This window comes from Sphingomonas sp. Marseille-Q8236 (assembly GCF_965112005.1).
The window spans coordinates 419,369-441,866 of the sequence record NZ_CBCOPO010000001.1; the positions used below are offsets into that span (position 1 = coordinate 419,369).

20 protein-coding genes are annotated in these 22,498 nt (G+C 66.5%); 9 read left to right on the forward strand and 11 right to left on the reverse strand.

From position 1 onward, the window contains the following. Positions 1 to 59: 59 nt before the first annotated feature. Positions 60 to 950 carry a prephenate dehydratase gene (locus ACWPWT_RS01990; protein ID WP_454278345.1) on the forward strand — a complete coding sequence of 297 codons (891 nt, stop codon included), beginning with the start codon at positions 60 to 62 and terminating at the stop codon, positions 948 to 950. A gap of 126 nt (positions 951 to 1,076) precedes the next feature. Here the strand turns inward: ACWPWT_RS01990 and nudC are convergent, their stop codons facing one another. Genes nudC through ACWPWT_RS02005 form a run of 3 tightly spaced genes read right to left on the reverse strand, consistent with a single transcriptional unit; the run spans position 1,077 to position 4,302 of the window. Next, a complete protein-coding gene (gene nudC, locus ACWPWT_RS01995) occupies positions 1,077 to 1,928 on the reverse strand; it encodes an NAD(+) diphosphatase (protein ID WP_454278346.1) in 852 nt (283 codons plus the stop codon). Beyond that, positions 1,925 to 3,244 (reverse strand): serine hydrolase domain-containing protein, encoded by a 1,320-nt coding sequence (locus ACWPWT_RS02000; protein WP_454279872.1) that lies wholly within the window; start codon positions 3,242 to 3,244, stop codon positions 1,925 to 1,927. The genes nudC and ACWPWT_RS02000 overlap by 4 nt, the downstream gene beginning before the upstream one ends. 8 nt (positions 3,245 to 3,252) lie before the next feature. Beyond that, positions 3,253 to 4,302 carry an A/G-specific adenine glycosylase gene (locus ACWPWT_RS02005; protein WP_454278347.1) on the reverse strand — a complete coding sequence of 350 codons (1,050 nt, stop codon included), beginning with the start codon at positions 4,300 to 4,302 and terminating at the stop codon, positions 3,253 to 3,255. A gap of 26 nt (positions 4,303 to 4,328) precedes the next feature. On the opposite strand from ACWPWT_RS02005, the gene ACWPWT_RS02010 reads away from it, so the two are divergent. The 3 genes from ACWPWT_RS02010 to ACWPWT_RS02020 are packed head-to-tail and all read left to right on the forward strand — an operon-like array spanning position 4,329 to position 6,308. Continuing rightward, the gene (locus ACWPWT_RS02010) at positions 4,329 to 4,844 is read left to right on the forward strand and encodes a DUF721 domain-containing protein (RefSeq protein WP_261269997.1); all 516 of its coding nucleotides are present in this window, start codon (positions 4,329 to 4,331) and stop codon (positions 4,842 to 4,844) included. Next, the gene (locus ACWPWT_RS02015; protein WP_454278348.1) at positions 4,844 to 5,539 is read left to right on the forward strand and encodes a thioredoxin domain-containing protein; all 696 of its coding nucleotides are present in this window, start codon (positions 4,844 to 4,846) and stop codon (positions 5,537 to 5,539) included. The genes ACWPWT_RS02010 and ACWPWT_RS02015 overlap by 1 nt, the downstream gene beginning before the upstream one ends. A gap of 28 nt (positions 5,540 to 5,567) precedes the next feature. Continuing rightward, complete coding sequence (locus ACWPWT_RS02020) at positions 5,568 to 6,308, forward strand: DsbA family protein (protein WP_454278349.1); 741 nt, start codon at positions 5,568 to 5,570, stop codon at positions 6,306 to 6,308. A 516-nt stretch (positions 6,309 to 6,824) separates the two neighbouring features. On the opposite strand, the gene groL is transcribed toward ACWPWT_RS02020, so the two are convergent. After that, positions 6,825 to 8,468, reverse strand: a complete 1,644-nt coding sequence (gene groL, locus ACWPWT_RS02025; RefSeq protein ID WP_454278350.1) for a chaperonin GroEL — start codon at positions 8,466 to 8,468, stop codon at positions 6,825 to 6,827. A gap of 53 nt (positions 8,469 to 8,521) precedes the next feature. Next, the gene (groES, locus tag ACWPWT_RS02030) at positions 8,522 to 8,809 is read right to left on the reverse strand and encodes a co-chaperone GroES (RefSeq protein ID WP_261270023.1); all 288 of its coding nucleotides are present in this window, start codon (positions 8,807 to 8,809) and stop codon (positions 8,522 to 8,524) included. A gap of 226 nt (positions 8,810 to 9,035) precedes the next feature. Between groES and sppA the strand changes: the two genes are divergently transcribed. Together sppA and ACWPWT_RS02040 are read left to right on the forward strand one after the other, a co-directional pair. After that, positions 9,036 to 11,000 (forward strand): signal peptide peptidase SppA, encoded by a 1,965-nt coding sequence (gene sppA / locus ACWPWT_RS02035; protein ID WP_454278351.1) that lies wholly within the window; start codon positions 9,036 to 9,038, stop codon positions 10,998 to 11,000. A gap of 218 nt (positions 11,001 to 11,218) precedes the next feature. Beyond that, positions 11,219 to 11,809, forward strand: coding sequence for an N-acetyltransferase family protein (locus tag ACWPWT_RS02040; RefSeq protein WP_454278352.1), 591 nt, complete (start codon positions 11,219 to 11,221; stop codon positions 11,807 to 11,809). A 40-nt stretch (positions 11,810 to 11,849) separates the two neighbouring features. On the opposite strand, the gene ACWPWT_RS02045 is transcribed toward ACWPWT_RS02040, so the two are convergent. Beyond that, on the reverse strand, positions 11,850 to 12,608 hold the full coding sequence (locus ACWPWT_RS02045; RefSeq protein ID WP_454278353.1) for an energy transducer TonB: 759 nt from the start codon (positions 12,606 to 12,608) through the stop codon (positions 11,850 to 11,852). A gap of 331 nt (positions 12,609 to 12,939) precedes the next feature. Here ACWPWT_RS02045 and pgi point away from each other — a divergent pair, with 331 nt between their 5' ends. From pgi to ACWPWT_RS02060, 3 genes are all read left to right on the forward strand, one after another. Beyond that, on the forward strand, positions 12,940 to 14,430 hold the full coding sequence (pgi, locus tag ACWPWT_RS02050; RefSeq protein WP_454278354.1) for a glucose-6-phosphate isomerase: 1,491 nt from the start codon (positions 12,940 to 12,942) through the stop codon (positions 14,428 to 14,430). Positions 14,431 to 14,674: 244 nt separating this feature from the next. After that, on the forward strand, positions 14,675 to 16,024 hold the full coding sequence (gene gorA, locus ACWPWT_RS02055; RefSeq protein WP_454278355.1) for a glutathione-disulfide reductase: 1,350 nt from the start codon (positions 14,675 to 14,677) through the stop codon (positions 16,022 to 16,024). 160 nt (positions 16,025 to 16,184) lie between these two features. After that, complete coding sequence (locus tag ACWPWT_RS02060) at positions 16,185 to 16,352, forward strand: hypothetical protein (RefSeq protein ID WP_261270006.1); 168 nt, start codon at positions 16,185 to 16,187, stop codon at positions 16,350 to 16,352. 21 nt (positions 16,353 to 16,373) lie between these two features. Here the strand turns inward: ACWPWT_RS02060 and ACWPWT_RS02065 are convergent, their stop codons facing one another. The 5 genes from ACWPWT_RS02065 to ACWPWT_RS02085 all read right to left on the reverse strand — a co-directional run bounded on the left by ACWPWT_RS02065 (position 16,374) and on the right by ACWPWT_RS02085 (position 22,451). After that, positions 16,374 to 17,003: a glutathione S-transferase family protein gene (locus tag ACWPWT_RS02065; protein ID WP_454278356.1), complete on the reverse strand. Its 630-nt coding sequence runs from the start codon at positions 17,001 to 17,003 to the stop codon at positions 16,374 to 16,376. A 35-nt stretch (positions 17,004 to 17,038) separates the two neighbouring features. Then, positions 17,039 to 17,920: a dienelactone hydrolase family protein gene (locus tag ACWPWT_RS02070; RefSeq protein WP_454278357.1), complete on the reverse strand. Its 882-nt coding sequence runs from the start codon at positions 17,918 to 17,920 to the stop codon at positions 17,039 to 17,041. 225 nt (positions 17,921 to 18,145) lie between these two features. After that, positions 18,146 to 20,113 (reverse strand): ATP-dependent zinc metalloprotease FtsH, encoded by a 1,968-nt coding sequence (gene ftsH, locus ACWPWT_RS02075; protein ID WP_454278358.1) that lies wholly within the window; start codon positions 20,111 to 20,113, stop codon positions 18,146 to 18,148. 183 nt (positions 20,114 to 20,296) lie between these two features. Continuing rightward, positions 20,297 to 21,289 carry a tRNA lysidine(34) synthetase TilS gene (gene tilS / locus ACWPWT_RS02080; RefSeq protein WP_454278359.1) on the reverse strand — a complete coding sequence of 331 codons (993 nt, stop codon included), beginning with the start codon at positions 21,287 to 21,289 and terminating at the stop codon, positions 20,297 to 20,299. 220 nt (positions 21,290 to 21,509) lie between these two features. After that, positions 21,510 to 22,451 carry a tetratricopeptide repeat protein gene (locus ACWPWT_RS02085; RefSeq protein WP_454278360.1) on the reverse strand — a complete coding sequence of 314 codons (942 nt, stop codon included), beginning with the start codon at positions 22,449 to 22,451 and terminating at the stop codon, positions 21,510 to 21,512. Positions 22,452 to 22,498 lie beyond the last annotated feature (47 nt).

Consider the following 22,498-nt stretch of genomic DNA (forward strand, 5'->3'; position numbering starts at 1 on the left):
TTTTGCTTCTGGGCTTGCCGTCTTGATCGCATGCCGCCCCGCCTCTACGCCGCTGGCCCATGGAAAACTACGCCGCCCCCGCCCGCCCGATCGTCGAGGCGATGACGAACGCCGCGCTGGCCGAGCCGCAACGCGCCGTCGCCTTTCAGGGTGCGCCCGGCGCGAACAGCCATGTCGCCGCGATCGAGGCCTATCCGGACGGATTGCCGCTGCCCTGTTTCGACTTCGCCGACGCACTGGATGCGGTGAAGAGCGGCAAGGCGGACCGCGCGATCATCCCGATCGAAAATTCGCTGCACGGGCGGGTGGCGGACATCCACTTCCTGCTGCCCGAATCCGGGCTGGCGATCGTGGGCGAGCATTTCCTGTCGATCCGCCATGCGCTGATGGCGACGGGCTCGCGCGACGGACTGGTCGAGGCGATGAGCCATCCGCAGGCGCTGGGCCAATGCCGCCACTGGCTGCGGGCGCATGGCATCCGCCCCATCGCCTATGCCGATACGGCGGGCGCGGCGGCGCGGGTGGCGGAGATGGGCGACCCGTGCGTCGCTGCCCTCGCCCCGCCAAGCGCCGCCAAGCTCTATGGGCTGAACCTGCTGGCCGAGGATGTTTCGGACGGCGAGCGCAACATGACCCGCTTCGTCGCGCTGGCGCGGGGCAGCCAGCCGCCGGTCGGCGAAGGGCCGTGGATGACCAGCCTGATCTTCGAGGTGAAGAACATCCCCGCCGCGCTTTACAAGGCGCTGGGCGGCTTCGCGACCAACGGCGTCAACATGACCAAGTTGGAAAGCTATCAGCGCGGGGGAAGCTTCGCAGCGACCGAATTCTATTGCGACGTGGTGGGCAAGCCCGGCGAACCCGCCTTCGACCGTGCGATCGAGGAACTGGGGTTCCACAGCAAATGGGTGCGGATGCTCGGCACCTACGCCCAGGCGCGGCAGCGGGGATGATATCCTCCCCGGCACGGGGAGGTGGCCGGCCGCAGGCCTGACGGAGGGGGGCTTCCACAAAGGACGTCCCCTGACGTACGCGCCCTCCACCAGCTTCGCTGGTCCCCCTCCCCGTACCGGGGAGGCTTACTGTGCCCAGGCCTCCAACAATGTATGCGCGATCGCATAGGCAGGCGGCACGCCGAAGCGCGACGAATCCCCGGCCAGAGCCGCGCGAACCTCATCGCGTGGAACCCAGATCGCATCCTCCAGCTCGGTCGTGTCGATGGTCAGGCGGTCATCCACCGCTGTCGCGACGCATGCGATCATCAGCGAGGATGGAAACGGCCAGGGCTGGCTGGCGACGTAGCGGACATTCTCCACCCGTACGCCCGCTTCCTCGAACAATTCGCGTGCGACCGCTTCCTCGATCGATTCCCCCGGCTCCAGAAAGCCCGCCAGCGCCGAATAGCGCCCGGGTGGGAAGGCGGGCTGCCGCCCCAGCAAGGCGCGCCCCTGATGCTCGGCGATCATGATGACGACCGGATCGACGCGCGGGAAATGCTCGGTGCCGCAAGTCGGACACCGCCGCCCCCAGCCGGCCCGGAACGGCTCGGTCGCCGCGCCGCACCGCGCGCAAAAACGATGCCGCGCATGCCAGTCGATCACCGAGCGTGCCGCCGCATAGGTCGCCGCCTCCCCCGCCTCCAGCGCGTGAAGCGCGGCGATCATCTCGAACGAGCGGCCCACCGCCGGTTCCGGCGACAGCCGCGCGAAATGCGGTACCCCATCCTCGATGCCCAACAGGACATGGTCCTCGGGCTGCGCTTCGGGGGCGACGCGGGTCCATGCCAGCCGCCCGTCCGCCATCTCGGGCTGATAGCCGTCGAGGATCAGCAACCGCGCCGCCGGGTCGGCCAGCGCGGCCGCAAAGCCTTCGGAATCATGGCGCAGCGGATCGGCACGATTGAGCCGCCCGCCGGTAAAGCCGATCGTCACGGACGCGCCCTTCCCAGATCCTGATACAAGGCCGCCGCCACATCGCGGCGCAGCGGATATTTGTCGGCGGGGAAGTAATTGACCATGATCGTCCCGCGCATATGCCGCGTCGGATCGACATAGGCCACCGTGCCCGCCGCCCCGCCCCAGCCATAGGGGCCCTTGCCCGGTCCGCCCGGCGGGTCGGCCAGCGTCACCGAACCGCCCGCGCCGTAACCCATCGCCGCCGTCCCCGCCGCGCCGCCCGTCGTTCCTGCGACGCCGCCGAAGGTGACGCCCGGGGGCAACAGGTTCGACATGGCGAGCCGCACCGTCTCTGGCTTCATCACGCGGACGCCGTCGACCTGGCCCTCATTCTGAAGCATCTGGAGGAACCGGTCATAATCGCGCGCCGACATGACCAGCCCCGCGCCGCCATAAGGAAAGCTGGGCGGCTGGCGAAAGACCGACGTCGCCGCCGGATCGACCGGCACGATCGTATCGCCCAGAAAAGTATAGTTGCTGACCAGCCGGTTCGCCGCCGATGCAGGCACCTGCCAATAGCTGGACGTCATCTTCAGAGGCGCGAACAGCCGGGTCTGGACGAACCGCTCGAACGACATGCCCGACACTTTCTCGACCACCGCCGCCAGGATGTCGAGGCTCATGGAATAGCTCCATTGCGTCCCCGGCTCGGCGACCAGCGGTACGGTGGCGGCGCGCTCGGCGAATTGCTGGAGCGTGGCGGGGCGGGTCGGGCGGACCTTGGCCTCGACCTGTGCATTCGCCGCAAAGGGCATCAGCCCCAACCGCTCATATTCTTGGAGCAGCGGCCCCTTGGCATTGAAGCCATAGCCCAGCCCGGCGGTATGGGTCAGCAGCTCGCGGATGGTGATCGGCTTGGTCGCCGGGCGACTGTCGAGCGAAGCCTGCGGATTGGTCAGCACCCGCATCTGCTTATAGGCCGGATAGATGTCGGACAGCGGCTGATCGAGCGATAGCTTCCCCTCCTCGATCAGGATCATCGCGGCCATGGCGGTGATCGGCTTGGTCATCGAATAGACGCGCCAGAGGCTGTCGGGGGTGACGGCCGGCGCGTTCGGCTCGATACCCGTCCGCCCGGCGGACACGAACACCGGCGGCTGGCCCTGAATCCCGATCGCGGCGACGATGCCCGGCATCTTGCCTGTGCGGACATAACTGTCAAACAACGCCTGGGTCGCGGGCAGCGGGACGGCGGTTCGTGCCTGGGGTCGGCTTTGCGGCGCGACCTGCGCCGGGGCGGTGGCACTCAGCAGGGTCAGCATCACCCCGCCCGTCATCATCACACGGCGCATCATCGGCTTCAGGCCCCTTTCAATCGATCGGCTGCTCGCGCGAACAGCGTGGGCAGGCCGGCGGTTCCCAATTCGGCGATCGGCCACCATTCACCCGCCGCCGAATCATCCGGTTCGCCCTCGCTCTTGGCGAGCGCCAATTCCAGCTCGAAATGGGTGAAGCCGTGGACCACCGTCTCGTTCAGCATGGTCCACGGCCCCCCGCCCGGCGCATCCACCAGTCCGGGGCGGTCATCCTCCCATGGCCCGGTGGGCAGCGCGCGCATACCGCCCAGCATCCCCCTGTCCGGGCGGCGGACCAGCCAGACCTGTCCCTCGCGCTCGATCCAGAAGACGGTTCCGTGGCGATAAGGGCGCTTCTTCTTCGGCGCCTTGGCGGGCAATGTCTCGGCAATCCCCTCCGCCCGCGCCTGGCAATCCATGGCGATCGGGCAGAGCAGGCATTGCGGCTTCTTCACCGTGCAGATCGACGAACCCAGATCCATCATGGCCTGCGCGAAATCGCCCGCGCGCATGTCCGGGGTGATGCGATCGGTCGCCTCGCGGATCGCCGGGCGTGCGGCGGGCAGCGGGGTTCGGATGGCGAACAGCCGGGCGACGACGCGCTCGACATTGGCGTCGACCACCACCGCGCGCTCGCCGAACGCGATCGCCGCCACCGCCGCCGCCGTATAGGCCCCCAGTCCCGGCAATGCGCGAAGCGCCGCCTCGCTCGCGGGGAAGCGGCCGCCATGCTCGGCCACCACCGCCCGCGCCGCCTTCACCAGATTGCGCGCGCGCGCATAGTAACCCAGCCCCACCCAGGCGGCCATGATGTCCTCGTCCGACGCCGCCGCCAGGCTCGCGACATCGGGCCAGCGCTGCGTCCAGGCGGTGAAGCGGGGCGCGACCGCCGCCACCGTCGTCTGTTGCAGCATGACCTCGGACAGCCAGACACGGTAGGGATCGGGCGTCTCCCCCGGACGGCTGCGCCAGGGCAGGTCGCGGGCATGCCGGTCGTACCAGGCGAGCAACCGGGCGGCGGGCGTATCGGATGATGATGAATGCTTGGCGTCCACCCGCCCGCTATGGCATGGAGCGCGACATGAGCAAGCGCGTCCGCGCCCCCCAGGAGCCGCCCCCCCGATCGAATCGCCCCCGTGCGGTATCCGAACTGCTGCCCGCGATCGGCGGTGCGGCCTTTCGCCGCTTCGGCTTCGTCCAAAGCGCGATCGTCAGCCGTTGGCCCGACATTGTCGGCCCGCGCCTGTCGACCGCCAGTGCGCCCGAATCGATTCGCTTTCCGCAGGGTGAGAAACAGAATGGCGTGCTGACCCTGGTGGTGCGCGGGGCCCATGCGCCGATGATGCAGCATATCGCCCCCGAGATCATCGAGCGGGTGAATCGCTTCTTCGGCTATCCGGCGGTCGCGCGATTGCAGATACGGCAGGGCGAATTGCCGATGGCCGCCCCCCGCCGCGCCGCGCCGCCCAAGCCCCAGCCGATTCCGCCGGAGATGGGCGACGGGCTGCGCCAGATCGCGGATCCGGAGCTTCGCGCCGTGCTCGAATCGCTTGCCGCGGGCGTCGCTGCGACGCGCGGCCTTCCCAAGGTGTCGTGATGCGTCTCTTCCTGTCGCTGGCCGCGCTCGGCCTTACCCTCTCCGCCGCCGGGGCCGCCGATGCCGCGCAGGCGCGAGCCAGGACCGACTGGACGACCCACATCACCCAGACGCCAGCGGGTGCCTATGTCATCGGCAATCCGGCCGCGCGGGTGAAGCTGGTCGAATATGTCAGCTACACCTGCCCGCACTGCGCCGACTTCACCGTCAAATCGGCCCCCATTCTCAAGGGGCAGATGGTCCGGTCGGGATCGACCAGCATCGAGCTTCGCCATTATATCCGCGACCGTCTGGACCTCGCCGCCGCGCTGATCGCGCGTTGCGGGGGCGCGCCGAAGTTCGCCGGGCTGACCGACACGATCTTCGCGCAGCAGCGGGACTGGCTGAAGCGCGGCATGGAATTCGATCAGGCCAATGCCCAGCGCATCGGCGCCTATCCGCCCGCCGCGCAGATGCGTGCGGAGGCGGACGGCTCCGGCCTGACCGCGATCGGCAAGAGCGCGGGGCTCAGCGATGCGCAGATCACGACCTGCCTGTCGGACCGCGCCGCCACCGACCGCGTGATCGCGCTGACCACCTCCGCGCCCGATACGATCGAGGGCACGCCGGGCTTCTTCATCAACGGCAAGCAGGCGATGGGCGTCTTCACCTGGGAAAAGCTGCTGCCGCTGTTGCGCGCGGCGGGCGCCCGCTAATTTCTTCTTTTCCTCGGAGCATATGTCGATGAAGTCTCGTCTTCTCCTTCTCGCCCTTCCGCTCGCGCTGGCCGCCTGCGGCGGTGGCAATGGCGACGCCAACAGCACGGCCCCCGCCGCCTCGCCGCTGCCCGCCATCGCGGCCCCCGCGGGCAAGGACTGGACCCAGGTCGTCAGCAAGACCGCCGAGGGCTATGTGATGGGCAATCCCGATGCACCCATCAAGCTGGTCGAATATGGCTCGCGCCTGTGCCCGGCCTGCGGCGCCTTCGCGCGCGAGGGTTATGAGCCGCTGACCAACACCTATGTCAAATCGGGCAAGGTAAGCTGGGAATTCCGCGAGTTCCTGATCCACGGCGCGCCCGACCTGCCGCCCGCGCTGCTCGGCATTTGCGCGGGCGAGGCGACCTTCTTCCCGGTGCTGGAACAGATGTACCAGTCGCAGCAGGGCTTCAACGACAAGCTGCAGGCGATGTCGCCCGCGATGCAGCAGCAGCTCCAGAACGCCAAGCCGGTCGACGTCATCAAGGCGCTGGCCGATCAGATGGACCTGATCAACTTCGTCAAGCAGCGCGGCATTCCCGAAGCCAAGGCGCGCCAGTGCCTGAGCGACATGACGCAGATCGATCGCCTGACCAAGCAGACCCAGGATCGCGGCGCCGACGGCACGGTGACCGGCACCCCGACCTTCCTGCTGAACGGCAAGCCTCTCAAGGGCGCGATCAGCTGGTCGGACGTGCAGGCGGCGCTGAAGAACGCTGGCGCGTAAGCGGCACGGCTTTCGGGTCAAAGGAAAGGCGGTCGGGCGAAGGTCCGGCCGCCATTTTTTGTTTTCCACCAAACGAAGACCACCCCGGCGAAGGCCGGGGTCCAGTTGCGTTACGTTCGGGGGGACGTCGGACGTCGCGTGGAAGGCCTACTCACACCCTTCGACAGCGCACTCTTGGCATTGCGTAACGCGCCATCAGCCGAACCGCTACTGGATCTCGGCCTTCGCCGGGGTGGCATAAACAGTCATGGTCACGCCATTCGCCTCACGTCTATGGAATGGCCATTCTCATCCCACCCTGTTCGCACCGAGCGAAGCCGAAGTGCATGCCCCGCCTGCAACCCCGAGCGAGTCCCGTGGCCTTCGACTTCGCTCAGGCTGAATGGGGGTGGCGTGCAGGGCACATAGAAAAGGGCCCGGGGATCGCTCCCCAGGCCCTTTCTTTTGGCTGTGCCGCAAGGACAGGCCGGTCCGGTCCCCGGCGAGGCGAAGCCCCGCCGGTTCGTGAAACCCGACTTAGAAGTCCATGCCACCCATGCCGCCCATGCCGCCGCCGGCGGGCATGGCGGGCGACTTGTCTTCCGGCAGCTCGGCCACGGTGGCTTCCGTGGTGATGAGCAGACCGGCCACCGACGCCGCGTTCTGGAGCGCGGTGCGGACGACCTTGGTCGGGTCGATCACGCCGGCAGCAACCAGGTTCTCATACGTGTCGGTCGACGCGTTGAAGCCGAACGAGGTGTCGTTCTGGTCAAGCAGCTTGCCCGACACGACCGCACCGTCATGGCCGGCGTTCTGAGCGATCTGGCGAACCAGCGCGGTCAGCGACTTGCGAACGATGTCGATACCGCGGGTCTGGTCGTCGTTGATGCCCTTGACGCCGTCCAGCGCCTTGGTCGCGTACAGCAGCGCCGTACCACCGCCGGGGACGATGCCCTCTTCGACGGCCGCGCGGGTCGCGTGCAGCGCGTCGTCGACGCGGTCCTTGCGCTCCTTCACCTCGACCTCGGTCGCACCGCCGACCTTGATCACGGCCACGCCGCCAGCGAGCTTGGCCAGACGCTCCTGGAGCTTCTCGCGGTCGTAATCGCTGGTGGTGTTCTCGATCTGCGCGCGGATCGCCTCGGTGCGGCCCTTGATCGCTTCGGCATCACCCGCGCCATCGACGATGGTGGTGTTGTCCTTGTCGATCGTGACGCGCTTGGCGGTGCCCAGCATGCCGACGGTGACCGACTCGAGCTTGATGCCCAGGTCTTCCGAGATCAGCTCGCCTGCGGTCAGGATGGCGATGTCTTCCAGCATCGCCTTGCGACGATCGCCGAAGCCCGGTGCCTTGACCGCTGCGACCTTCAGGCCACCACGCAGCTTGTTGACGACCAGGGTCGCCAGCGCTTCGCCTTCGATGTCCTCGGCGATGATCAGGAGCGGACGGCCCGACTGGACGACGGCTTCCAGGATCGGGAGCATCGCCTGCAGGTTCGACAGCTTCTTCTCGTGGATCAGGATGTACGGGTCGTTGAGTTCGACCGTCATCTTCTCCGGGTTGGTGATGAAGTAGGGCGACAGGTAGCCACGGTCGAACTGCATGCCCTCGACGACGTCGAGTTCGAATTCGAGGCCCTTGGCCTCCTCGACGGTGATGACGCCTTCCTTACCGACCTTTTCCATGGCCTCGGCGATCTTCTCGCCGACTTCACGGTCGCCGTTCGCCGAGATGATGCCGACCTGGGCAACTTCCTGGCTGCCCGAAACGGGCTTCGAGCGCGACTTGATGTCCTCGGTCACCTTGGCGACGGCGATGTCGATGCCGCGCTTCAGGTCCATCGGGTTCATGCCGGCCGCAACCGACTTCATGCCCTCGCGGACGATCGCCTGAGCGAGGACGGTCGCGGTGGTGGTGCCGTCACCGGCGATGTCGTTGGTCTTCGACGCCACTTCGCGCACCATCTGGGCGCCCATGTTCTCGAACTTGTCCTTGAGTTCGATTTCCTTAGCGACCGAAACGCCGTCCTTGGTGATGCGCGGGGCACCGAACGACTTGTCGATCACGACGTTGCGGCCCTTCGGCCCCAGCGTGACCTTGACGGCATCGGCGAGGATGTCGACGCCCTTCAGAATGCGCTCACGCGCGTCGCGCGAAAACTTGACTTCCTTGGCTGCCATGGTGGCTACCCTTTCGATCTGGAATTGTCAGAAAAACGGGAGAAGGATCAGGCTCAGCCGATGATGCCGAGAATGTCCGATTCCTTCATGATCAGCAGGTCTTCGCCATCGACCTTCACCTCGGTGCCCGACCACTTGCCGAACAGGATGCGGTCGCCGGCCTTGACGTCCAGCGGCGTGACCTTGCCGTCATCGGCCTTCGCGCCCGAACCGGCGGCGACGACTTCGCCCTCCTGGGGCTTTTCCTTGGCGGTGTCGGGGATGATGATCCCGCCAGCCGTCTTTTCCTCGGCCTCGACGCGACGGACGAGAACGCGGTCGTGCAACGGACGAAAGTTCATTGCCATGTCCCTTTAATCTGGCTTGTTACACTTTTCTGGCACTCGCCGGGTGGGAGTGCCAACGCCCCGGATATGTGAACGCCGGTTCAGCCCGTCAACGACCCCGAACAAAAAATTTCGACGGACCGCCCCGAATGCGGGAACAAAATCCTGGCGGAAGTGCGCCTGTATTGGCCCCACAATACGGGCCATTGCCCCGTTATCACGGCTGGGCTAGCCATGTGGGATGACCGACGCCCGCGCAGACGCCTATCCGCCCGCCTCCCCGCTCGACCAGGATTTCAGCCGACCGGGGCGCAAACGCGGCAAGCGCAGCGGCTGGCGGATCGTCAAGGCGGCGTGGCGGCTGCTGGTCGGGATCAAGGATTTCCTGGTGCTGGCGGCGATGCTGCTGTTCTTCGGCCTGATCTTCGCGGCGCTGAACGCGCGTCCGGGTACCAAGCCGATCACCGACGGCGCGCTTCTGCTCAAGCTGGACGGCCCGATCGTCGAACAGCCCGAGACGATCGCCCCGCTCGCGCTGCTGTCGGGCGGCGACACGCCACGCCAATATCGCCTGCGCGACGTGGTCCGCGCGATCGATACGGCGAAGGGCGATGCTCGGGTCAAGGTGCTGGTGCTCGACCTCGACGCGTTCGGCGGCGCCTATCCGGCTACCTTGCAGGAGGTGGGCGATGCGATCGCGCGCTTCCGCAAGGGCGGCAAGCCGGTGCTGGCCTATGCCACCGCCTATACCGACGGAGCCTATCGCCTGGCGTCGAACGCCAGCGAGATTTGGGTCAATCCGCTGGGCGGCACATTGTTCGCGGGGCCGGGCGGCAACCAGCTTTACTATAAGGGGCTGATCGACAAGCTGGGCGTCAACACCCATGTCTATCGCGTCGGCAAGTTCAAGTCGTTCGTCGAGCCCTATATCCGCACCGACCAGAGCCCCGACGCGCGCGCCGCGTCGCAGGCGCTGTACGGCACTCTGTTCGCCCAGTGGCGCGAGGCCGTCGCCAAGGCCCGGCCCAAGGCACAGATTGATGGCTTCCTGTCGCAGCCCGACCGTGCGGTGCTGGCGGCGAACGGCAGTATCGCCGACGCGAATCTGAAGGCCGGACTGGTCGACAAGCTGGGCGACCGCATGGCGTTCGGCAAGCGCGTGGCCCAGATCGCGGGCGTCGAGTCGAACAAGCCCGCAGGCGCGTTCCGCACCATTTCTTACGCATCCTGGGTGCGCGCCAATCCGTTGCCCACCAAGGGGGATGCGATCGGCGTGCTGACCATCGCGGGCGACATCGTCGATGGTGAAGCCGGCCCCGGCTCGGCGGCGGGCGAAACGGTGTCCAAGGCACTGCTCGACGGTCTGGCCAAGAAATCGCTCAAGGCGCTGGTCGTGCGGGTCGATTCGCCGGGCGGCTCGGTGCTGGCGTCCGAACAGATTCGCCAGGCGATCCTGGAGGCCAAGCGGCAGAAGCTGCCGGTCATCGTCTCGATGGGCGGCCTAGCCGCGTCGGGCGGTTATTGGGTCTCGACGCCGGGTGACATGATCTTTGCCGAGCCCGGGACGATCACCGGGTCGATCGGCATTTTCGGCATCATCCCGACCTTCGAGAACACGCTGGCCAAGATCGGCGTGACCACCGACGGAGTGAAGACCACCCCGCTGACCGGACAGCCCGACGTCTGGGGCGGCACGACGCCGATGCTCGATACGATCCTGCAGGCCGGCATCGAGAATGGCTATCGCCAGTTCCTGACCCGCGTCGCCCAGTCGCGGCACATGACGCCGGAAAAGGTCGACACCATCGCGCAAGGCCGCGTGTGGGACGGCGGCACCGCGCGCCAGATCGGCCTAGTCGACCGCTTCGGCAACCTGTCCGACGCCATCGCCGAGGCCGCCCGCCGGGCCAAGCTGGACCCCGCCAAGGTCTATCCGGAATATCTGGAGAAGAAGCCCGGCTTCGCCGCCATGCTGGCCGAAGGTTTCGGGAGCGACGATGACGACAGCCAGCAGGGTGGCGATGTGTTCGCCATCGCTGCGGCCGAACGCCGTGCGGTCGCGGCACGCGCGCTGGGCGATGTCGCGCGCCTGGTGCGTGGCGGGTCGGTGCAGGCACGCTGCCTGGAATGCGGCGCGATGGGACCGATGGCGAAGGTCGGCGATCAGCGGCTGCTCGATATGGTGATCGCGCGCTTGGGGCTCTGATCTGATCCCCGGCGCCCTCATTCCCCATATCGGTTCAGCCTGGGCGAAGTCGAAGGCCAAGGGAATCCCCTCGCCGCAAAGCGCAGGGCGTGCACTTCGACTTCGCTCCGTGCGAATGGCGGGAGGGGTTTAGCGCAAAGAGGCAAAGGACGTTGGCCTCTTCCGAAGCATCGGTCCCCGCGCTAGGCAGGCCCATCGCTACTGGAGACGCTGCCCCCATGATCGCCATCCGCGCCGCCCGCCCCGATGACGCCGCCGCCATCGCCGCCATCTATGCACCCCATGTCCTGGCGGGCGTCGTCTCCTTCGAGACCCAGGCCCCTGATGCCGATGCGATGCGCGCGCGGATGGAGGGGGCGGACGGTCTCTATCCTTGGATCGTCGCGACGCTGGCCGATGAAGAGGGCCGGGAGGATGCGGTGATCGGCTATGCCTATGCCGCGCGTTTCCGCGAGCGCGAGGCCTATCGCTGGGTGGTGGAGACGACGATCTATGTCGCCGACGTGTCGCAGCGTTCGGGCATCGGGCGGCTGCTCTATGAGGCGCTGGTCGACACGCTGACCGCGCAAGGCTTCACCCAGGCGATGGGCGTGATCGCGCTGCCCAATGACGGATCGATCAAGCTGCACGAGGCGGTCGGCTTCCGCCGTGCGGGCGTCTTCCGCGAGGTCGGTCACAAGCATGGCCGCTGGATCGATGTCGGCTATTGGCAGCGCGAACTGGCCGAACCCGCGCCCCACCCCGCCGAGCCGAAGCGATTCGCTGATGTCGGCGTGGTGCGGGACCCGGTGGCGGTGAAGCACCGCTGACCCTGTGGCAGGGCGGGCCCGATGGGCCCGCCGCCATGCGTCAGCGAAACACGAAGAACGACCCGCCCGGCTTCCAGTTGATCCGCTTGATCCATACGGATCTGACCGCTTGGCCGTCGGCGGCGATGGCGGGACTGAATTTGGCGCGCTTCGTCGCGGCCTCGCACGTCGCGTCCTGAAAGGCCTTGTCGCCGCCCGCCTTGGTCACGACGCATTTCTCGACGCTGCCGTCCGCTCCCACGAGCAGCCGAATGATCACCGCGCCGCCCATCCCCATCTGGCTCAGCCCCGCCGGATAATCGTCCGGCCGGAACCATTTCAGCGGGCTCTCGCGCGGCTCGGGTCCGGTTTTGAGCTGCCGCTGCTGTACGGGATCAAGACCCCAGGACGCGATCAGGTCGTCGGAACATTGGTCCAGCGCGCCGAGCGCGCCCTTCATCGATCCCAGGTCGAGTTGGATATTGTAGCGCCGGACAAAATTGATGGTCAGCATCGTCGGCTTGCCTGCCGCGACATCGCTGCGCAGCGCCTTGGGAAGATCGATATCGGGGCGGAAACGCAGCTGCGACGGCACGTTGCGCATGGCAGCGAAACCTTGCGCCTGGATGCCGGGAACCTCCGCGAAGGTCGTCGTCGCCACCGTGACGGGGACGTTATCGTCGGTGGGCGGGATATGCGGTCCGGCCAGCGCCATCTCCAGCTCGTCCCGGAGATCATAGCGGGCGATCTGGAGCAAAATCTGATCCTTACCCTCGCCAAAGGTCCGCAACAGGCGGCATTCGGTCGGGGCGTAGTTCATATTCCACTTTGATGTCGGCGTCATGGGCGGCTTGGGTTCCGCGGCGTACAGAATAGGCGGCGCGACCACCCCTAGAATCGCGGCGATCCCTGCGGACGCCATAGCCATTCGACGGCGCATCATTCCCTCTCCCATCAGGACGACCGAACCGGCCCATCGGCGGAGAGGATGACATGACGGTTTCCGCCGCCCAACCGAAATCGTAAATTTCTGCCCGTTATGCGTCCCTTCCTGTCTCGACCATACCAATCTAAGGCTTGGCTTTGCGGCCCGGCTTTGTCTAACGCCATGGGTGAACCCCTTGGGGGCACGCTAGAAAGGAACAAGCATCATGGCTGCCGACTGGTCGACGATCGAATCGCTTCCGCAGACCCCGCTTCTCGATCTTTTCGCGAGTGATCCCAATCGGCTGGCCTCGCTCAGCCTGGACGTGGCGGGTATCCATTTCGACTGGTCCAAGACCCACCTGACGCCAGAGGCCGTCGCCGCCTTCGCCGAACTCGCCAAGGCCAGCGGCCTGGCTGCCAAGCGTGACGCGCTGTTCGGCGGCGAGGTCGTCAACGTCACCGAGGGTCGTGCGGTCGAGCACACCGCCGAGCGTGGCGAAGGCAATCCCGAAAGCGTCGCCACCGCCCGCCAGTCGCACGCCCGGATGCGCGCGCTCATCGACGCGATCGAGGCCGAGGCGCTGGGCCCGATCCGCCACGTGCTGCACATCGGCATCGGCGGCTCAGCGCTGGGCCCGGACCTGCTGGTCGACGCGCTGGGCCGCGACAGCGACCGCTATGACGTCGCGATCGTCTCCAATGTCGACGGCGTGGCGCTGGAGGAGGTGTTCAAGCGCTTCGACCCTGCCGCCACCTTGCTGGTCGTCGCGTCCAAGACCTTCACCACCACCGAGACGATGCTCAACGCCACCTCCGCGCTCCAGTGGATGACCGAGCACGGCGTGGAAGACCCCTATGGCCGCGTCATCGCGCTGACCGCCAACCCCGCCAAGGCGGTCGAATGGGGCGTGGACGAGACGCGCATCCTGTCCTTTGCCGAGTCGGTCGGCGGCCGCTATTCGCTCTGGTCGACCATCGGCTTCCCCGCCGCACTCGGCCTGGGCTGGGACGCATTCGAGGAATTGCTGGAAGGCGCGGCCGAGATGGACCGCCATTTCCGCCTGACCGACCTGGCGCAGAACGCGCCCGCGCTCGCCGCCTTTGCCGACCTTTATTACACCCAGGTCCGCCATGCCGAAACGCGTGCGCCGTTCGCCTATGACGAGCGTCTGCGCCTCCTCCCCTCCTATCTCCAGCAGCTGGAGATGGAGTCGAACGGCAAGGGCGTGACCGTCGACGGCCAGCTGGTCGGCCGTCCCACCGCCGCGATCACCTGGGGCGGGGTCGGCACCGATGCGCAGCATGCGGTGTTCCAGCTGCTCCACCAGGGCACCCACCTCGTCCCCGTCGAGTTCATCGCGGTGGTCGAGCCGGGCGACGTGCTGAGCGACGAGCATCACCGCCAGTTGCTGCTCAACGCCTTTGCGCAGGGCGCCGCGCTGATGAAGGGCAAGACGGTCGATGACCCCGCGCGCAGCTATTCGGGCGATCGTCCGTCCTTGACCATCCTGCTCGAAACGCTCGACCCGCGCACGCTGGGCGCGCTGATCGCCTTTTACGAGCATCGCGTGTTCGTGAACGGGGTGCTGCTTGGCATCAACAGCTTCGACCAGTTTGGCGTCGAGCTGGGCAAGGAAATGGCCAAGGCGGCGGACCAGGGCGGTCAGGATTTCGATCCCTCGACCGAAGACCTGATCAAGCGGGCGTTCGGCTAAGCGCATCCTCCCCGCTCGCGGGGAGGGGGACCAGCGAAGCTGGTGGAGGGGGCGTGCCGCAAGGAAAGACCTTGGTGGAAGCCCCCCTCCGTCAGCACTCCGCGCTGCCACCTCCCCGTCAGGGGAAGGAATTTTGAGTTTTCGATCACTGTCAGGGGGACGCTGAACTTGGCTCGGCGTCCCCCGTTGTGCTTTTAGGCGGGTCACACACCCGAGCATCTGCATTCCCGGAGAAACCGATCCCATGGCTGAGTATGACTATGACCTGTTCGTCATCGGTGCGGGATCGGGAGGTACGCGTGCGTCGCGCGTCTCGGCAGCACATGGCGCGCGCGTGGCGGTGGCCGAGGAGTATCGGGTCGGCGGCACCTGCGTCATTCGCGGCTGCGTGCCCAAGAAGCTGCTCGTCTATGGCGCGCATTTCGCCGAAGACCTGAAGGACGCCCGCCGCTTCGGCTGGCAGGTGCCCAGCGAGTGCGAATTCTCCTGGGAAACGCTGCGCGACAATGTCCTGTCGGAGGTCGATCGGCTGAACGGCGCCTATAAGAAGACGCTGGAAAGCCATGATGTCGAGATCATCGACCAGCGCGCGGTCGTCACCGGGCCACACAGCGTCCGTCTGGCCGACGGCACCGAGAAGACCGCCGAGCGTATCCTGATCGCGGTCGGCGCCCACCCCGCCGTGCCCTCCTGTCCGGGGCATGAGCATGGCATTACCTCTAACGAGGCCTTCCATCTCGACAGCATTCCCAAGCGCGTGCTGATCGCAGGGGCGGGCTATATCGCGAACGAGTTCGCGGGCGTCTTCCACCAGTTCGGCGCGCACGTTACGCTGATCAACCGCAGCAAGGAAATCCTGCGCGGATACGACCTGACCATTCGCGACCGGCTGCTCCAGATTTCGATGATGAAGGGGATCGACTTCCGCTTCGATGCGACGTTCGAGGGGATCGAAAAGCAGGCGGACGGCTCGCTGTTGGTCTCCATGTCGGGCCATGCCCCGATCGAGGTCGACCTGGTCATGTTCGCCACCGGGCGCGTCCCCAACACGCATGGCCTGGGCCTGGAAACCGCCGCGGTCGAACTGGACGATCAGGGCGCGATCAAGGTGGACGAGGACAATCGCTCGACCTGCCCCAGCATCTATGCGGTCGGCGACGTAACCAACCGCGTGCAACTGACCCCCGTGGCGATCCGCGAGGGACAGGCCTTTGCCGACACCATCTTCGGCAACAAGCCGACCAAGGTCGATTACGACTGTATCCCCGCCGCCGTGTTCAGCCATCCGCCGATGACGGGCGTCGGCCTGACCGAAGCCCAAGCCAAGCAGAAGCTGGGCTCGGTACGGGTCTACACCTCCGACTTCCGCCCGATGAAGAATGTGCTGGCGGGACGCGACGAGCGGGCGCTCTACAAGATGGTGTGCGACGGCGATACCGACCGGGTCGTCGGCCTGCATATGATCGGCCCCGATGTACCCGAAATCCTCCAGGCCGCCGCCGTCGCGGTCAAGGCGGGGCTGACCAAGGCGCAGTTCGATGCGACCGTCGCGCTGCACCCGACCATGGCCGAAGAACTGGTGCTGATGCGCTGAACCTTGCCCCTTGCCCTGCGACTGTCCCGTCGCAGGGCATATGATGGCTCTTCACGCCCATTTATATATCGCGTGAAACATTATCGCTGTGTATTCATGCGACATTGTGTAGCGCCAAGGGCCGGCAATCGTCTGCGGCCCGATCGTCTTGGAAATAGTGATGCGTGATCAGATCATGTCGTTCGAACTGGTTATCTCTCATGCGCAGGCCGCGATGGACGGCGCCGACGCCCTGAACATGCCGCTGGCGGGCAATCATATCGCCGCCGGTCTCGACATGCTGCGCGCCGCCAAGGAAGAGCTGGAAAGCCGTCGCGAGTCGGCGTGACCGGACGCGTCGCCCGCGCCGTCAGCCGCTTGCCGATCCGCCCTCGTCCTGGCCATCGTCCAGCGCCGTCGCGCGCAAATGCGCGGGGCGATCATGGAGGCGGCCGATATAGGCCATGATCGCATCGGTCTTCGGCATCAGGCCGAATTGCGTGAACCACATCATCTGCGATCCGACATAGACATCCGCTGCGGTGAAGCGATCGCCCGCGATATAGGAGCTGTTCGCCACCGCATCGCTGATGACGCCGACCGCGCGATCGAAATCGCCATATCCCGCCATACGCTGCTGTTCCGGCGTCACCGTCACGCCGAAGGCGCGATTGGTCGTCGCCGCCTCCAACGGCCCCGCCGCAAAGAACAGCCAGCGATAATAGGCGGCTTTCTCGGTGGGCAACGGCGCCAGTTCCGCATCAGGAAACGCCTCGGCCAGATAGGCACAGATCGCCGCCGTCTCCGTCACCACCTGCCCCCGGTGAACGATGGCGGGGACCTTCGTCATCGGATTGATCGCACGATATTCGGACGCCACCATCGTCGTCCCATAGTCGAGCACCACGACGTCATAGGCCGCGCCCGTCTCCTCCAGCATCCACCGCGCGATGCGCCCGCGCGAATGCGGGTTGGTATAGAGCGTCAGGTCGGCGGTCATAGGGTCTCTCCAGCGGGCGGCATTTTGCGCTAAGCTTATGCCCGGTCGAGATGACGGTGCAAGAAGGCGGTGGTCCGGTCCCAAGCCTGTTTGGCGGCGGCGGCATTATAGCGTTCGGCCGAACCGTCATTGTTGAACGCATGGTCGACGCCGGGATAGGTGTACGCCTCTACCGGCTTTCCCGCCGCTCGCAGCGCCGCGACCCAGGGTTCGCCCGTCGCATTCACCCGCGCGTCCTTGCCCGCATAATGGAGCATGAGCGGGGCCTGCACCTTCGCCGCTTCCGCCGGCGCGGGGGCTGGCCCGTAATAGGCCACGCCCGCCGCCAGGGCAGCGCCCGCCGCCACCGCCAGCCGGTTGACGAACGCACCGCCCCAGCAGAATCCGACCGCACCGACCCGCCCCGTGCCCGATGCGTCAGCCGCCGCATGCGCCATCATCGCACGCGCCTGGGCCAATGCCAGATCATAGTCGAGCGAGCCGATCAGCGTGCGCGCCCGATCCTCATCGGCGGGCGTCCCGCCCTGTGGCGCGAGCAGGTCGGGCGCGATGGCGTGGAAACCGGTCAGCGCCAGCCTGCGCGTCACATCCTCGATATGCGGGGTCAGGCCACGATTCTCGTGAATGACCAAGACGGAGCCCAAACGCTTCCGTATGGACTTGGGGGCCGCGATATAGGCTGCCGACCGTGCGCCCGCCTCCATGCCCTCTCGCCGGTCGATGCGCAGGCGCGTGTCATGCGGATCGACGATCGCCGCCGCCGCCGGGCTGGCGGCGATCCCCAGGATCAGCGCTTCGGCCGCCGCGGCCGACCCCGCCAGCGCGGTCATCTGGCGCAGCAGGGTTCGGCGGTCGTGATGCTCATGGGTGAAGGCGTCGTAAATCCGGACGGCCTGGTCGTGCAACGCATCGGTCATGCGGACTTCCTCCCTTCGGCCAACCGTTCCGCCGTTTGCGGTGGCGTATTTGTGGCCGGTGGTGGAACTGTAAACCGCGTATGTTCAGAGGGCTAGGGTCGATCGACATCCTCGCCACCGGGCCTCCGAACCCGTTCAGCCCGAGCGGCGTCAAGGCCACGGAGCCGCCCAAACGAAAAGGGCCGCTCCCTCTTGGGAACGGCCCTTTCGTCACTTGCAGGATAATCAGGCCCCCAGCGGGCTCGGCGAGCCGAACGGCCCCGTGCCGCGACGGGTCTTGGGTATCGAAGTCCCCGCCTTCGCGATCGGCACGGTCTTGGCCTTGGGATCGTCGCGACCGATATCGTCGCCCGCGATCAGCTTCTTGATCTCGTCGCCCGACAGCGTCTCATATTCGAGCAACGCCCCCGCCAGCAGGTGAAGCTGATCAACATGCTCGGTCAGCACATGCTTGGCGCGATGCAGGCCGCCCTCGACGATCGACTTGATCTCGTCGTCGATCAACTGCGCAGTCTGGTTGGACATGCGCACCGGCTGGCTCGACGAGTAACCCAGGAAGCTTTCGCCCTCGGGCTGGGCATATTCCACGGGTCCGACCTTGTCCGACATGCCCCATTTGGTGACCATGTCGCGCGCCAGCCCCGTGGCGTACTGAATGTCGCCGCTCGCGCCACTCGACACCTTGTCGTAACCGAAGATGATCTCCTCAGCGACACGGCCACCCATGGCGACCGCTAGGTTCGCGTACATCTTGTCGCGGTGGTAGCTGTACGAGTCGCGCTCCGGCAGGCGCATCACCATGCCCAGCGCGCGACCGCGCGGGATGATCGTCGCCTTGTGGATCGGGTCCGACGCCGGTTCGTGCAGCGCGATGATCGCATGGCCCGCCTCGTGATAGGCGGTCATCCGCTTCTCGTCCTCGGTCATCACCATAGACCGACGCTCGGCGCCCATCATGACCTTGTCCTTGGCCTCCTCGAACTCGGCATTCGCGACCAGGCGCTTGCCCTTGCGCGCCGCCATCAGCGCGGCCTCGTTGACGAGATTGGCGAGGTCCGCGCCCGAGAAGCCCGGCGTACCGCGCGCGATGACGCGAGCGTCGACGTCGGGGGCCAGCGGCACCTTCTTCATATGGACTTCGAGGATTTTCACGCGGCCGTCGATGTCCGGGCGCGGCACCACGACCTGGCGATCGAAGCGGCCAGGACGCAGCAGCGCGGGGTCGAGCACGTCGGGACGGTTGGTCGCGGCGATGATGATGATGCCTTCATTGGCCTCGAAACCATCCATCTCGACCAGAAGCTGGTTCAGCGTCTGCTCACGCTCGTCATTGCCATTGCCCAGACCCGCACCACGATGGCGGCCCACCGCGTCGATTTCGTCGATGAAGACGATGCAGGGGGCGCTCTTCTTGGCCTGTTCGAACATGTCGCGCACGCGGCTGGCGCCGACGCCGACAAACATCTCGACAAAGTCCGAACCCGAAATGGTGAAGAAGGGCACGCCCGCCTCCCCCGCGATCGCGCGGGCGAGCAGCGTCTTGCCGGTACCGGGCGAGCCGACCAGCAGCGCGCCCTTCGGGATCTTGCCGCCCAGCCGGGCGAACTTCGACGGGTCCTTTAGAAACTCGACGATTTCCTGCAGCTCTTCGCGCGCTTCGTCGATGCCGGCCACATCGTCGAAGGTCACCTTGCCTTCCTTCTGGGTCAGCATCCGCGCGCGGCTCTTGCCAAAGCCCATCGCACCGCTGGCGCCGCCGCCCTTCTGCATCTGGCGCAGAACGAAGAAGGCGATACCGATGAACAGGATGAAGGGCAGCGAATTATAGAGCATCAGCATCCATACCGAGGGCGCTTCCTCGGTCTTGGCGGTGAAGGTTACCCCTTCCTTGCGGAGGCGTGGAATGAGCTGCGAATCGGGGACGGGCGTGGTCTTGAACCGCTCACCCGAGGACAGCGTGCCCGTGATCGAATCGCGCGAGATGACGGCGGTCTTCACCGTCCCCTCGTCCACCTTGTCGAGGAAGGTCGAATATTCGATCTGGTTGCCGCTCTGCGCCGACGATCCCGCGCCCGACAGGCTGACGAACAGGGCGAGCGCCATCAGGATGCCCACCCAGATCAACAGGCTCTTCATCCAGGGGTTGCCGCCCCCATTGGGATCGGGGCTCTGCTGCTTGTCGTTATCGTTCATCGGTGCCGGATACCTTTCATGCTCCAAGATAGGCATGACGAGGTTAATGGCAATGGAACAACGCCGATCATTGTGATCGGCGGACCGAGACTATTCCCACCGTCGGCAAGCGCGGGGGAAACAGCTTCCAAAGCGGCAAGCCTTGCGCCCCTCCGCCTCGCCCCACCTACGCCGCCTGGGGAATCACCCCGTCCTGCGAGGCGGGGCAGGGCGGAAGCGCCATACCCCCGATCGGACGCTCGCGATCACACCGGCCTGGGTCGCGCGGCGACCTTCATAAAGCGACTCGAGCAACTTCTCGATATTGGCGCCCTCGGTCCAGCCGGGCGCCTCGATCGCCGCGGCAACGTGCACCGTTCCGATCGCGCGGCGGGCCAGCCTGCGGCCCAGTTCGCGCGGCAGATTCGCGGCATCGATGCGGACATTGTCGGCATCGATCTTCGCCCGCTCTTCCCACAGCCAGTCGACGGTAGCGCGAAGATCGCTGTCCGCCTCGGCCAATTGCTGCGCCGCGCGGGCGAGCTGCGCCACGCCCAGCCACTCATGTCCGTCGAGCAACTGGCGGAACCGGGTGCGATCGTGACGCGGATCGTGATTGGCAGGATCGTCGACAAAGGGGGCCTCCGCCCGGCGGACGATCTGGCGCAACTCGGCCCGCCGCCAGTCGAGCAGCGGCCGCAAGATCGTCATCCCCGCAATCACCGTACGCGCCCGCACACCCGAGAGGCCCGACAGCCCGGCCCCACGCGCCGCGCGCATCAGGAAGGTCTCCGCCTGATCGTCCGCGTGATGCGCGGTCAGGATCACCGGTGCACCGAGTGCGCGCGCCTGCGCCGCAAGCAACGCATAGCGCACGTCCCGCGCCTGGGACTGGATGCTCGCCCCCGCGATCGGCGTCGCGGGGTGCAGGCCATGGTGCGGCACGCCCAGCCCGGCGCAATGCTCCGCCACCATCCGCACCTCGTCCGCCGCCTCGGGACGAAGGCCGTGGTCCACCGTCGCCACGGCGATCTTCCCAGGAAAGGCCGCCGCCGCCAGGGTCAGCATCGCCATGCTGTCGGGCCCGCCCGATACGGCCAGCAGCAACGGCGTGGCATGGCAAGAAGGATCGTGAAGAAGCGTCAGATCGGCGGCGAAGCGCGCAATCTGATCGACGGCCGTGGCATCGGTGGCCATGATGCTCTCAAAACTGGTCAGGGACGTGGGCGCTCTGGCCCTTCCGGGGGACGGGCGCAAGAGATTTTACGAGCGGCCCGCCCGATCCAATCCCCCTCCACAAGCCAGGGGGCTCTTGTTCAACAGGGTAGAGGGGTTGTCAGCGCCGCGCCGGAAGCCTGCACCCGCCATGCCTCTCCGCCAGTCCCCCGCCCCCTTTCGAGGCGAGAATATTATGCGATCACTCGCACTTGGCGGCCTTTCGACCGCTGACGACCTGCGTCTTCATCGATGCCGACATCTTCGCGCCATACACGTCGGTCAGTTCGTCATAGACCTTGCAGGCATCGGCGGACTTGTTCAGCTTGGTCAGCGCCTGGCCCAGATAGAGCAAGCTGTCGGGCGCACGTTCGCCGTCCGGGAATTTCTTGTAATTCTCGTAAAAGGCCATCGACGCCAGGCTGGGCTTGCCCGAGTCCAGATAGGTGCGGCCCAGCAGATTCTGCGCATAGCTGGCACGACGGCTCTTGGGATAGTCGGTGACCACCTTCTTCAACTGGGTCTCCGCCTCGGCATAGCGCTTGGCGGTCCAAAGGCGATAGCCATAGAGATAGGCGTCCTCCGCCGGATCGCCGGTCGAGGGCTTGTCGACCGCCGCACCACCCGCTGCCGGAGTGGTCGAGGCGGTATCGCCGGTGACGACCGATGCAGCCGCCGGGGTCTTGCCGGGGCGCGGGCCGCTGGGCGCGGCGGGCTCGGACGGGTCGAGCGGCGCACTCTGCCCCGCTGGCGCGATCGGCGCGGGGCCAGACTCCAACGCCTTCAGCCGCGCCTCGGTGCCGCGCTTATACGCGTCGAACTGATCCTGGAGCTGGCGGGTGCGAAAGCCGTTCTGCTCGATCTGGCCGGTCAGGCTCGCCATCTGTTCTTCCAGCGAGGTGACGCGCGCGGTCAGGTCGCTGATCGCGCTGGTGGCGGGCACGCCGGGGGCCTGTGCCTGGGTCTGGGGCGCGGTGATCTCGGGCTGGACATAGCCCCCCGCTCCGTTCGGAAAGACCTTGCGCTGGACCGCGCGCATTTCACTTTCCAGCTTGCCGACGCGGCCCTCGACATTGGACTGCGCGGTGGCGGCGGTCGGCAGGATCATCACGGCCGCGACCCCGGCCAGCAAAAGATTACGCATCGGCTTCACCCCCCGGTGGGCATGGTGTTGAAAGGACGGGAATATCC